Below are 11,866 nucleotides of genomic sequence, written 5' to 3'. Positions count from 1 at the left end.
GTGGGAAGTAAACATGAAAGTAACAGACCACATAAAAAACGCGAACGGAAAAACCTTATTTTCCTTTGAAATTATTCCACCAAAAAAAGGAAATAGCATACAACAACTCTATAATAATATTGACCCATTAATGGAGTTCAATCCACCATTTATAGATGTCACCACCTCTAGAGAAGAATACCTTTATATAGAGAAAGACGGACTTCTGGACCGTAAAATTACACGTATGCGACCAGGAACTGTAGGGATTTGTGCTGCCATATCGCATAAATATAATGTAGACACGGTTCCGCATGTATTATGTGGAGGTTTTACCAAAGAAGAAACCGAATATTTATTGGTCGATTGTCATTATCTAGGCATTCATAATGTGATGGCCTTACGAGGCGATGCCATGAAACATGAACAATATTTTAAAGCTTGTGATGGTGGTCATCAATTTGCGAAGGAATTGGTTGGTCAAATTCAAAATCTAAATAAAGGTCAGTATTTACATGATGTCATTGAAGCCGACGGTAAATCGGATTTTTGTATTGGTGTGGCAGGTTATCCCGAAAAACACTTAGAAGCACCTTCTTTAAAAACAGACTTAAAACGTTTAAAAGAAAAAATAGATGCTGGCGCAGATTACGTGGTAACCCAAATGTTTTTTGACAACCAAAAGTATTTTGAATTTGTAGAAGCCGCCAAAGCCGAAGGGATTAATGTGCCAATTATTCCAGGTATAAAACCTCTTGCTGTAAAACGTCATTTACAACTATTGCCGCAAGTTTTTAAAATTGATTTACCTGAAGATTTAATTGATGCTGTTGAAGCCTGCAAAAACAATCAACAAGTACGACAAGTTGGTGTAGAATGGGCGATTCAACAATCTAAAGAATTACAAGCCGCTGGTGTCCCAGTATTGCACTACTATTCTATGGGAAAAAGTGATAATGTGAAAGCAATTGCTTCTGAGCTGTTTTAAAGACTAAGATTTTTTCTTAGTTATAACATTTAACGTTAAGCCCGAAACAATTAAAATTACACCGACTAAACTCCACAATGTATACACTTCTTTAAACCAAAGTAAACCAATAATTATTGTGAAAATTACCTCAAGATATTTTAATGGAGCCACTTGGTTTGTTTCACCTACTTGCATGGCTTTTGTCATGTATAATTGAGCAAAATAGCCAAAAACACCAAGACTCATGAGAATTAACCAGTCTTTACCTACTGGAGTTACCCAATCACTTATGGATAATAGGCCACCAATGACTGCAGATATGACCATAAAATAATTAACAATAACAACAGGATGATCTGCATCACCAATTTTACGTATAAAAATGTAGACTAAACCTGCAAATAAAGCTGATACTATTGCTAATATTACGCCTGTTACTTGCATTTCTGTATCATCAAAACCTTTCAAAATTAGGACACCAGAAAAGGCGATCGCAAAAAACAACCATTGTATTGGTCTAATTTTTTCCTTAAGTATAAATAATGCAAAAACTGTAGCGAAAATTGGGGCAATATATCGCAATGAAACTGCAGTGCCCATGGCAATATATTTTATTGACATAAAAAATAAGGTCATAGAAATAAGTCCTACAACACTGCGCATTATCATTAACCCTCTTTTATTACCAAGCAATGAAATCTTGTTTTTTAATAAAAATGGAATCGTAAAAAATAAAGAGCCTAAGGCTCTAAAAAAGACAATTTGATAAACACTAAAACTTTTTAGAGATTTTACAAATACATTTAGTAACGTAAATGCAAGTGCACTAATAATCATGTATTGAATTGCTTTTTTCAAAATGAAATATAATTTAGAGTGTTTTTAACAGTCAGCAATTTAATCATATTACCGAATGATTCTATTATTATCAACCAAAAAAAAAGGGCAACTTACACATTCTAAGCTACCCTTTAATTTCAAATAATTGTTGTTTTATTCTATTACAATTCGTTTAGTAACTGAGTTAGTACCAGCATTTACTTTTAATAAATATACACCAGAGGCCATGTCAGAAACATTAATTGAATCATTAACTAAGCTTGACGTAGAGAATACTTTAGAACCAAGAATGTTATATAATTCAACTGAATCTATTTGACTATGATCTGTCGCTTGTATAGTAATATTCTCAGAAGCTGGGTTAGGGTATACTCTTAAGCTAGATGCAGAAAACTCGTTTGTAGAAAGCGTTCCTAAGTTAACTAAAGCAAGATTATCTGCTCTTACTTCTGTGTCTCCATTCATCCAACCTTTATCTTTTCCTGAATCTCCATGTATACTTGCATCATAAGGTCCAACTGCTCTAATAAATAATGCAATACTCGTCTCAGAACCTGTATTAAAAGAAATTGTAGGTGTCATTGTATTTAAATCTGATGTACTTCCAGAAGGTACAATTGTTCCGTAAGCTAGTTGATTAGATACATCTTCTACATCGGCTACAGTTGTATAACCAAATCCTGTTTCTCCTGCAGTAGCTCCAGGTAAATAAGCAGGTGTATAACCAGCCTCATACGAACTTCCTTTTAAAACAATAACTTCAAGATATTGTGTTGTAGTTGTTTCATCACTAAAACGGAATTCTAAATCTAACGTATAGTCACTGTTTGCCTCAACTGCAACTTCTTGGTAAATACCATCAGATTCTACATTATCAAATTTCACAACATCATCACTAGAGATTGTAGACGATTCTGCTTGATCTGCAATATCTTTATTTATCCACCCTGAACAAGCACAATCTGAACCTGAAGCCTTAGGGATTTTGTCAAAATTGGCATTATTTACTGTTGGTTGTACTTGAGCGAACCCAATTACGGAAATTAATAAGCATAAAGTAAAAAGTAGTTTTGTTTTCATAATTATTGTTTTTATTTATTAGTATTTAGTATTCGTCTTAAAATGAGGTAAATGCCTTAAAAAAACTGGTTTACCAAATTGGTTTACCAAATATAGCAAAAAAATTTACGCTAAAACGTTTTCGATTGTAGATTTATTAAATTTAACTACAATTTTACATCAAACAGTTAAAAATTCTACCATTATTTTAATTAATAGGTATATTATTAACAGTTTATTAGGTCTACAAAAAGATTTCTAAAAAAATATCTTGTATTTTTAGTTTATAAAAATTGAGCTCATGACTTCACGATTATTTCTGTTCTATATCGCTTTCCTATATGTAGGTAGTGTACATGCTCAAGTTGTATTAAGTGCAGATGGTCCTGGCACAACATATGAACACATAAATTCTGTCTTAGCTCCTGGGTATAATGCAGTGGAAGTACCTGATTGCATACATGCAGATTTTGGTCGGCATATTGACGAAATATTTGACACGGAAGTCAACGCCAACGTCTTTCGTTTTTATGCTCACAAAACACCTGATAATGATCGTTGCATAAATTTTGACAGACAACGAACAGAAATAAAAACGTATAATGCTTCTCCTGATAACTTAAAAGGTACGCTAGGCGAAACTGTGGAATATAAATGGAAATTTAAAATAGATATCAATTTTCAGGCTTCAACAAGTTTTACGCATCTTCATCAAATAAAATCTGTAGACGGTCAATATGCTTCAATACCAATGATAACCCTTACGGCTAGAAAAGCAAATCCAGATAGAATAGAATTACGGTATACGTCAACGAACAATCAAAATACCATACAGACTTCAAACTTAGACGAATTTAGAGGAGAATGGGTAGCCGTTACAGAGCAGATTACATTTAGTGACAATGGTAGTTATTCTATAGAAATTATTCGGCTTTCAGATAATGTTAATCTATTAAGTTATTCCAATTCGTCAATAGATACTTGGCAAGATGGAGCCTCCTTTGCTAGGCCAAAATGGGGCATTTATAGAAGTCTCAATAATAGTACAGATTTACGAGACGAATATGTGCTTTTTAATAATTTTAGTATTGAAGAACTCGATTTACTTTCTGATTCGGATCTTGACATTGAACATGAAGATTTAACATTATTCCCCAATCCTGTTCAAAATAGTGTGCGCATTAGTCCTATAGAAAGTATAGATGACTTACACCTTTTTAATAGCTTAGGTAAGGAGATTGATATTACTAACCGAATAAAAAAGAATGAAACACTAGATATTTCTGGATTAGAATCTGGTATTTATTTTCTTAAAATAATTAAAGGCAATCAAATAATAAAGACCTTAAAATGTATAGTGAATTAAACATTTAATCAATTCAACCTTCTAATACATTTAATAAACTTTTATGAGATAATTGTTTTATTTCCTCCAAGGGTTGATTAGAGCTTATATTTAGAAACTCAATTGGAAATGAATTTTCTTCAGAATATTGCGACTTTTCCCTAGCCTCTGAAGAGATTATAATAATGCCATCTATTGACCCATCACTGAGACTTTTTATATAATTTAATTCTTTTGTATTAGAATTGAAGGATTGGTAAAATAAGATTCGATATCCTAATTTTTCAGCAGATTTTTGTAAATAGCATAACGAATAATTATAGCAAGATTCAGTCACTTTAGGCAAAATCACTGCTATAGAACCTGTTTTTTGCATCCTTAGTGAAACAGCATAACTATTAGGTACATAGTTATACTGTTTTGCTAAAGTTTTAATTGTATCTCGTGTAGCTTTACTTATTTCATGTTTATTATTGAGAGCTTTAGATACCGTGGATATTGAATATCCAGATATTGATGAAAGTTCTTTAATTGTTACAGCTGACGATTTCAATTGTTATGATCTTAAATCTTTAATAATACTTAAAGCATTTCTTGTATCTGATTCTATTTTAGCTAAATCATAGGTACCATCTGCACCTTTAGCTATTAACTTTGATCCCATACCTACACAGGTAACACCAGCTTTAAACCATCCTTCTAGGTTTTCTCTTGTTGGAGAAACACCTCCAGTTGGCATAATACTTGTCCAAGGCTGAGGGCCTTTAATTGCCTTTACAAAATCTGCTCCATATATTCCTCCTGGGAATAACTTAACAACTTCACAACCTAATTCTTCTGCTCTACAAATTTCCGTTAAGGAACCACAACCTGGAGACCATGCAACTTTTCGTCTATTACATACTATCGCGATATCTTCTCTTAATACAGGTGTTACAATAAAATTAGCACCTAATGCCATAAAACGAGAGGCAGATGCTGCATCTGTAACAGAACCTACACCCATAATCATACCTGGTAATTCTTTAAGTACCCATTTATTAAGTTCTCCAAAAACTTCATGAGCGAAGTCTCCTCTGGCTGTAAATTCTAACAAACGTGCTCCACCATCATAGGTTGCCTTAATAACTTTTTTACTAATTTCAATATCTGCATTATAAAACAACGGCACCATTCCGGTTTGTTTCATAACATTTGCAACTTCAATTCTTGTATAATTTGCCATAATTCTTTCTTTGATTTTAGTTCCAGTTTAATATTTTTTTGAAATCATAATCCTCTGGATTAGGAATATATGTTTTCGCTTTTTCGTAATCTTTTTCTTTTATAAAGAATAAATTATCTATAAATAATTGTGCCATATCAGAATCAATATCTACCAATCTCGGTGGAATTTTACCATTTTCATCTTCAAAATCTTTTAAAAATAATGGTTTTATATCACCACTAGAGTTGGCGCTAACTATACAACCTGAAACACCTTGATCGAACAATTTTTTAACTCCTATACCCAGTAGTGTACATAAAGTTAAATCGAATGCAATAGGATTACAACATCTTAATTCGTAACCAAGTTCTACGGGTCTCGATTTTATTTCCAAGCCAATTTCCTTTAATTTAACTTGTAATAGATAATTGAAGATATGAGATTTACTTACATTGCCTAATTCTGGATGACCATGATCATCATAGGTAAAATTGATTCCAGAATTTACAATTTCTTCTTCATCCATGAAATGAAATACACCTTCACTTATTAATGCAACACCATATTCTACGCCCATGATTTTACATTTTACAATCGAAGAAATAATCATTTTGATCAACTTATCGAATGTAATGTTGGTTTTATTAAACATTTCAGGAATTATCATCATTTGAAAATGACATGCCGAAGCAATACCAAATGCTAAATGACCTGCAGATCGACCCATTGCAGAAACAACAAACCAATTTTCACTTGTACGCGCATCTTCATATACTGTATTCCCAATTCTAACACCTTCATCCTTTGCCGTATGAAATCCAAATGTTGGATTTCTATCTGGTAAAGGCAAATCATTATCTATTGTTTTAGGTACATGAATATGTGCTACATCCAAATGTTGTGTTCCCAGAAATTTGGTTAACCTATTGGCGGTAGATGCTGTATCATCACCACCAATAGTTACCAATAATTTTACATTATGTTTTTTGAAAAAATCAGCTTTAAAATCACTGTCTTTAGGCTTAAACCTACTCATTATTAAGGTAGATCCTCCACGACTAAATATGCGATCTGCGTGATGAAAATCAAAAATTTTCACTTCTGGCTCGTCCGATAATAAACCTTGGTATCCATGATGTACACCAATAACTTCATAGCCATCTTTCATAAAAGTTTTGGCTAAGGTGCTAATTACCGTATTTATTCCAGGTGCAGGACCACCTCCACAAATTATAGCTATTGATTTTTTCATATAAAAAGCGTGCGTTTCGTTATCTAGCAACACGTCCAGACGCATCTCCACCCATCAGTTTTTCAACTTCTGAAACTGTCACTAAGTTGGCATCTCCTTTTATAGTATGCTTTAAGCAAGAGGCTGCTACAGCAAAATCTAATGCATTCTGATCATCTTCTGGGTATTTTAATAAACCATAGATTAATCCACCCATAAATGAATCTCCTCCTCCTACACGGTCAACAATATCAGTAATTTGATATTGACGTGTTTCATACATTTTTTCACCATCATATAAAACACCTGCCCAAGTATTATGAGAAGCAGAAATTGAACCTCTTAATGTGGTAATTACTTTTTTCGCTCTAGGGAATTTTTCCATCATTTGCTTACAAACTGATAAGAAAGCTTCAGCTTTTACATCGTGCCCATGCTTGTGAACATCTAATCCTTCAGGGTGAATACCGAAATGTTTTTCAGCATCTTCTTCATTACCTAAAACAACATCACAATATGATGTTAATTCACTCATTATTTTTTCTCTGTGTGCATCATCACAAAATGTCCAAAGTTTAGCTCTATAGTTTAAATCTGTAGAAATAGTAACACCCATTTCGCTCGCCACTTTAACAGCTTCTAAACACGCATCTGCAGCACCTTGAGAAATAGCCGGAGTTATACCTGTCCAGTGAAACCATGCAACATCTTTAAATACAGACTTCCAATCTACCATACCTGGTTTAATTTCAGAAATTGCAGAGTGTGCTCTATCATATACAACTTTAGATCCTCTACTAACTGCTCCTGTTTCTAAGAAATAAATTCCTAAACGATCACCACCATATATAATATTATCAACGCCTACGCCTCTTTTACGCATTTCCATCATTGCACATTCACCAATATCATTTTTTGGTAAACGCGTCACAAAATCAACAGGTACTCCATAATTGGCTAATGATACTGCAACATTAGATTCTCCACCACCATATATGGCATCGAAATTATTTGCTTGAGAAAATCTTAAAAAACCTTGAGGTGCTAATCTTAGCATAATTTCTCCAAAAGTGACTACTTTTTTCATTCTAAATATTTGTTTATTAATTATAAATTTATTCTTTAGTTAAACGTTTAAGCACTTTGCAAAAAATAAATCAAAATGCTCTTATTTTGATTTAATTACTTTAAAATATTATATTTGCTTAATCGATTAAGCAAATATATAAAAACTTGGCGAATAAAAAAAGAATTACTATAAAAGACATCGCTAACGAATTGAACATTTCGCCAGCTGCAGTTTCTAAAGCTATGCATAACGATTCTCGTATTAGTGATAAAACCAAACGCGCTGTAAAACGTGTCGCTAAGGAGCTTGATTATCAACCCAATCATTTGGCGAGTGCACTAAGAAAAGGAAAAAGTAATTTAGTTGGTGTAATTGTTCCAAAAACGAACAGTAATTTCTTTTCTTCTGTTATAGAAAGCATGGAAAATGTGCTTAATAAAGCAGGTTATAATATTATTATCACCCAATCTAACGAATCGTTTGAAAAAGAATGTAAAAATATTGATACCTTATTGTTTACGCAAGTCGATGGTATCATTGCATCCATGGCTAATGAAACGGTTGATTTATCACATTACGAAAAAATAAAATCTAAAGGAATCCCTTTAGTTCTTTTTGACCGAGGAGAAAATGATCTCAATGTAGATTATGTTGGTATTAATGATTACGACAGTAGTCATGTCATTGTAAAACATTTAGTAGAAAAAGGCTGTAAACGTATTGCTCATATTGGAGGCTATCGAAGAACACGAATATTTAATAATAGAATTAGAGGATATGTTGATGCCTTAAAAAAGCACAACTTACCAATTGACAATGGTCTTATTATTGAAAGTTCTCTTACGCTTGAAGATGGTAGACGTGAAATGCAAAATCTTCTAAATTTACAAAACAGACCAGACGCTGTTTATGTTGCCAGTGATTATGCAGCCTTAGGTGCATTACAAGTTTTAAATGAAAATAAAATAAATGTACCAGATTCCATACGTCTCATTGGCTTTGGGAATGAACCTTTTACGTCACTTGTGAGCCCTTCTATTACGAGTATCGCCCAACATAGTAAAGAAATTGGAAGAATTGCAGCAGAAACATTTTTACAACACGCTACAAAAGATATTTTAAAACAAAGCTTAAATAAAATTATTCTAGATGCTGAATTAATTGTTAGGGATTCTTCGAAATAATGTATTTAGATAAAATAATAAGTCTTACATTTTTAACCAAAAAAAGCGTTGTTATATTTCTATAACAACGCTTAGTATAAGCTTTTATTTTAATATCTAATTAGATACCTAATGCCTGACCACCACCAATTTGAATAGTCTCTGCTGTAATAAATGAAGCATCTTTACTAGCTAAGAAAGACACAACACCAGCTACATCTTCTGGTTGTCCTAATCTACCTAACATAATGTTATTTGCCCAAGACGCAAAAACCTCTGGTTTCGTTGCTTTAATTTGTGCATGAAATGGTGTATCAATTGTACCTGGAGATACTGCATTTGCTCTAATACCATACTCAGCTAAATCCTTAGCTAAAGCTCTAGTAATTGCATGAACTCCCGCTTTTGAAGTACCATAGATACCAGCTCCTGGTCCTCCTGCAGTCCAACCAGCATTTGAGGTATAGTTAATAATAGAAGGGTGCTCACCTTTCTTTAAATATGGAATTGCCGCTCTTGATGCAAAAAATACAGAATCAAGGTTAAGTGCCATTACAAATCTATAAAAATCTGTAGTCATCTCTTCAAAACGAGATCTACCACCTAAACCACCAGCATTGTTAACTAATACGTCTATTCTACCGTATTTATCACCAATTTTTGTAATGTTAGAAGTAACAGCTTCTTCACTTGTTACGTCAAATCCATAATATTCTGCTGTAATACCTTCATCAGTAAGTTGCTTTACTCTTTCTGCTCCAGCGCTGTCTTCAATACCATTTAAAATTACAGTATATCCGTCTTGACCTAACCTTTTTGCTACTTCAAATCCAATTCCACCTGTTGCGCCAGTCACAACAGCTACTTTTCCTTTATTACTCATCTTATTTAATCTTAAATTATTCTTATTTATTTTTATTTAATTATACTCTAGGTTTAAGTGGTTCAACTTTAGGACATAAAAACCAAACTGCTAAAAGCGCAATTATTGCTAAAGCACCACCAATTAAAAATGCTGGTGTATAGTTTCCTCCTGTAGTTATAAATGTTACTAATATTGTAAGACCTGCCGCACCTAACTTTGCCGCCATACCTGCAAATCCAGATAATGTTCCTACAATTTTTCCACTAAATAAATCACTTGGTAAAGTTTGTATATTTCCGATTGAAATTTGAAATCCAAATAACAATACTGCCATAATTATTACTGCATTGATTGCAGATCCTGGTGCCTTTAATAGAAAAAAGCATGGTATCATTATAGCACAACCTAAAGTAATTGTCATTTTTCTTGTTTTATCTACAGACCAACCCGCAGATAATCTGTTTTTGGCCAGTAAACCACCAAAAATAGCTCCAATCATTGCACCTACATAAGGTACCCAAGCTGAAAATGCTATTTCCTTAACATCCATTCCAAAAACTTCTGACAAATAAATTGGTATCCAAACTATAAACAACCACCAAATTGGGTCTATCGCAGCTGATGCTATAATAACACCCCAACTCTCTTTGTGTTTTAACAACTCACCCGTTGAAGGCGTATAGCCTTCATCATAGTTACCATCTTTATCTAAATCTTGGTTTTTTTGTCCAGACAGAATATAGTCTCTCTCATTATCCGTTAACCATGGATGTGTTTTAGGCGTACCTTTTACCATATATAACCAAGGTAATAACCATAAAAATCCTAGAACAGCTACCACTATAAATATGGCTTTCCAATCAAAATACACCGATAATAAACCAATTACTGGATATGCAACGATACCTCCAATGGCTGCACCTGAATTAAAAATTCCTTGTGCAAGCGCTCTTTCTTTTGTTGGAAACCATTCTGCATTTGCCTTTGCAGCTCCTGGCCAATTACCGGCTTCTGCAATCCCTAAGATGGATCTAAAAATAGAAAAAGACAACATGCCTTGTGCAAAAGCATGTAACATAGTTGCAATAGACCATACACCAATTGAAAGTGCAAAACCAATACGGGTTCCTATCCAATCAAATATTTTTCCAAACAATGCTTGACCTCCAGCGTATGACAAAATAAATACGGTCGAAATTGTTCCATATATTGCTTTATGCCCATCTTTATCCATTTCCGGGAAGAGATCATTCGCTATATCTGGCCATAAAGCTCCAAAAGCTTGTCTATCAATATAATTTATAACTGCGGCCAATGCTACAAGCCCAACTACCCACCAACGTAAGCCTTTTAATTTCATACTCTATTTATTAAGTTAAGATGATTTTTTTAGATTATAACAATATTGATAAAGCTCGCTAAAGTGCTCTTTCATTTTTTGTTTTGCCAATTTTGGGTTTTGCATTTTAATGGCATCGAAGATTGCTCTATGCTCATCAATTCCCATATTAGCACGATTCTTATCGCAAACGTGATATTTTTCAAAGTTAGTGATTATTTCTGGAGTTATGGTTAACATAAAGGTATTCATTGAACTATTTCCACTTGCTTTTGCTATCGCCAAATGAAACAATAAATCTTCTTGTACGGCATCTCTACCAGCTAATACTTTCGCTGCATAAGCATCTAATGCATTTTTTATATCATTTAAATCTTTATCTGTTCTACGTAACGCTGCTAATCTTACTGTTTTAAGTTCTAATAATATTCTAGTTTCAACTAAAGATTTAAAATCTGGTGTTTCGAGTCTAAGAATATCGTCAATCATCCCATTCATAGCAATGACGCCAATATTAGCAACAAAAGTTCCACTTTGTGGAATTGAATCTAATAATCCATAAAATTCTAATTTCTGAATTGCTTCTCTAACATTACTTCTCGTCACTTCAAACTTTTCAGATAATGTTCTCTCCGAAGGCAATTTATCGCCAGGTTCTAGATTTTTTAAATTAATTAAATCCCTTATTTTAGAAATAATAGCATTCTGTGAATCTAAACTTTCGATTTTTGCCAACATTTCTAATTTCATAACTCAATTTTTTTTTTGGGGGTTACCCCAACAATACTTTATCAACTAT

The 11,866-nt window shown here is 33.1% G+C and carries 12 protein-coding genes; 3 read left to right on the top strand and 9 right to left on the bottom strand.

All coding sequences use genetic code 11. The features are described from left to right. The first annotated feature begins 13 nt into the window (after nt 1-13). A complete protein-coding gene (gene metF / locus HNV08_RS02335; protein ID WP_173279493.1) occupies nt 14-967 on the top strand; it encodes a methylenetetrahydrofolate reductase [NAD(P)H] in 954 nt (317 codons plus the stop codon). Between the two features lie 3 nt (nt 968-970). Here the strand turns inward: metF and HNV08_RS02330 are convergent, their stop codons facing one another. Together HNV08_RS02330 and HNV08_RS02325 are read right to left on the bottom strand one after the other, a co-directional pair. Further along, entirely contained in the window at nt 971-1,810 is an 840-nt protein-coding gene (locus tag HNV08_RS02330) for a DMT family transporter (protein WP_317170194.1), read from the bottom strand. Between the two features lie 132 nt (nt 1,811-1,942). Next, nucleotides 1,943-2,869, bottom strand: coding sequence for a T9SS type A sorting domain-containing protein (locus HNV08_RS02325; protein WP_173279492.1), 927 nt, complete (start codon nt 2,867-2,869; stop codon nt 1,943-1,945). A 280-nt stretch (nt 2,870-3,149) separates the two neighbouring features. Here HNV08_RS02325 and HNV08_RS02320 point away from each other — a divergent pair, with 280 nt between their 5' ends. Next, on the top strand, nt 3,150-4,214 hold the full coding sequence (locus HNV08_RS02320; RefSeq protein WP_173279491.1) for a T9SS type A sorting domain-containing protein: 1,065 nt from the start codon (nt 3,150-3,152) through the stop codon (nt 4,212-4,214). Nucleotides 4,215-4,227: 13 nt separating this feature from the next. Here HNV08_RS02320 and HNV08_RS02315 read toward each other — a convergent pair whose 3' ends face one another. Genes HNV08_RS02315 through HNV08_RS02300 form a run of 4 tightly spaced genes read right to left on the bottom strand, consistent with a single transcriptional unit; the run spans nt 4,228 to nt 7,718 of the window. Beyond that, the gene (locus HNV08_RS02315; RefSeq protein ID WP_173279490.1) at nt 4,228-4,746 is read right to left on the bottom strand and encodes a LacI family DNA-binding transcriptional regulator; all 519 of its coding nucleotides are present in this window, start codon (nt 4,744-4,746) and stop codon (nt 4,228-4,230) included. Between the two features lie 3 nt (nt 4,747-4,749). Further along, nucleotides 4,750-5,418, bottom strand: a complete 669-nt coding sequence (locus HNV08_RS02310) for a bifunctional 4-hydroxy-2-oxoglutarate aldolase/2-dehydro-3-deoxy-phosphogluconate aldolase (RefSeq protein WP_173279489.1) — start codon at nt 5,416-5,418, stop codon at nt 4,750-4,752. A 16-nt stretch (nt 5,419-5,434) separates the two neighbouring features. Further along, entirely contained in the window at nt 5,435-6,652 is a 1,218-nt protein-coding gene (locus tag HNV08_RS02305; RefSeq protein ID WP_173279488.1) for a 6-phosphofructokinase, read from the bottom strand. A gap of 19 nt (nt 6,653-6,671) precedes the next feature. Continuing rightward, the gene (locus tag HNV08_RS02300; RefSeq protein WP_173279487.1) at nt 6,672-7,718 is read right to left on the bottom strand and encodes a sugar kinase; all 1,047 of its coding nucleotides are present in this window, start codon (nt 7,716-7,718) and stop codon (nt 6,672-6,674) included. Between the two features lie 146 nt (nt 7,719-7,864). Here HNV08_RS02300 and HNV08_RS02295 point away from each other — a divergent pair, with 146 nt between their 5' ends. After that, nucleotides 7,865-8,884: a LacI family DNA-binding transcriptional regulator gene (locus HNV08_RS02295; protein ID WP_194241962.1), complete on the top strand. Its 1,020-nt coding sequence runs from the start codon at nt 7,865-7,867 to the stop codon at nt 8,882-8,884. Between the two features lie 100 nt (nt 8,885-8,984). Here HNV08_RS02295 and HNV08_RS02290 read toward each other — a convergent pair whose 3' ends face one another. From HNV08_RS02290 to HNV08_RS02280, 3 genes are read right to left on the bottom strand one after another with little or no spacing between them, the layout of a single operon-like run. Continuing rightward, complete coding sequence (locus tag HNV08_RS02290) at nt 8,985-9,746, bottom strand: SDR family NAD(P)-dependent oxidoreductase (RefSeq protein WP_173279486.1); 762 nt, start codon at nt 9,744-9,746, stop codon at nt 8,985-8,987. A 40-nt stretch (nt 9,747-9,786) separates the two neighbouring features. Then, nucleotides 9,787-11,088: an MFS transporter gene (locus tag HNV08_RS02285; protein WP_173279485.1), complete on the bottom strand. Its 1,302-nt coding sequence runs from the start codon at nt 11,086-11,088 to the stop codon at nt 9,787-9,789. A gap of 15 nt (nt 11,089-11,103) precedes the next feature. Continuing rightward, nucleotides 11,104-11,817 (bottom strand): FadR/GntR family transcriptional regulator, encoded by a 714-nt coding sequence (locus HNV08_RS02280; RefSeq protein ID WP_173279484.1) that lies wholly within the window; start codon nt 11,815-11,817, stop codon nt 11,104-11,106. Nucleotides 11,818-11,866: the final 49 nt, after the last annotated feature.

This window comes from Winogradskyella eckloniae, from assembly GCF_013249045.1.
In the GTDB taxonomy this organism is placed as follows: Bacteria; Bacteroidota; Bacteroidia; order Flavobacteriales; family Flavobacteriaceae; genus Winogradskyella; species Winogradskyella eckloniae.
This window is presented reverse-complemented; position numbering and strand designations above follow the sequence as displayed.

Coding starts and splice junctions, on each gene's coding strand:
- metF (WP_173279493.1), top strand. CDS start 14: ATGAAAGTAACAGACCACATAAAAAACGCGAACGGAAAAACCTTATTT.
- HNV08_RS02325 (WP_173279492.1), bottom strand. CDS start 2,869: ATGAAAACAAAACTACTTTTTACTTTATGCTTATTAATTTCCGTAATT.
- HNV08_RS02320 (WP_173279491.1), top strand. CDS start 3,150: ATGACTTCACGATTATTTCTGTTCTATATCGCTTTCCTATATGTAGGT.
- HNV08_RS02310 (WP_173279489.1), bottom strand. CDS start 5,418: ATGGCAAATTATACAAGAATTGAAGTTGCAAATGTTATGAAACAAACC.
- HNV08_RS02305 (WP_173279488.1), bottom strand. CDS start 6,652: ATGAAAAAATCAATAGCTATAATTTGTGGAGGTGGTCCTGCACCTGGA.
- HNV08_RS02300 (WP_173279487.1), bottom strand. CDS start 7,718: ATGAAAAAAGTAGTCACTTTTGGAGAAATTATGCTAAGATTAGCACCT.
- HNV08_RS02290 (WP_173279486.1), bottom strand. CDS start 9,746: ATGAGTAATAAAGGAAAAGTAGCTGTTGTGACTGGCGCAACAGGTGGA.
- HNV08_RS02285 (WP_173279485.1), bottom strand. CDS start 11,088: ATGAAATTAAAAGGCTTACGTTGGTGGGTAGTTGGGCTTGTAGCATTG.
- HNV08_RS02280 (WP_173279484.1), bottom strand. CDS start 11,817: ATGAAATTAGAAATGTTGGCAAAAATCGAAAGTTTAGATTCACAGAAT.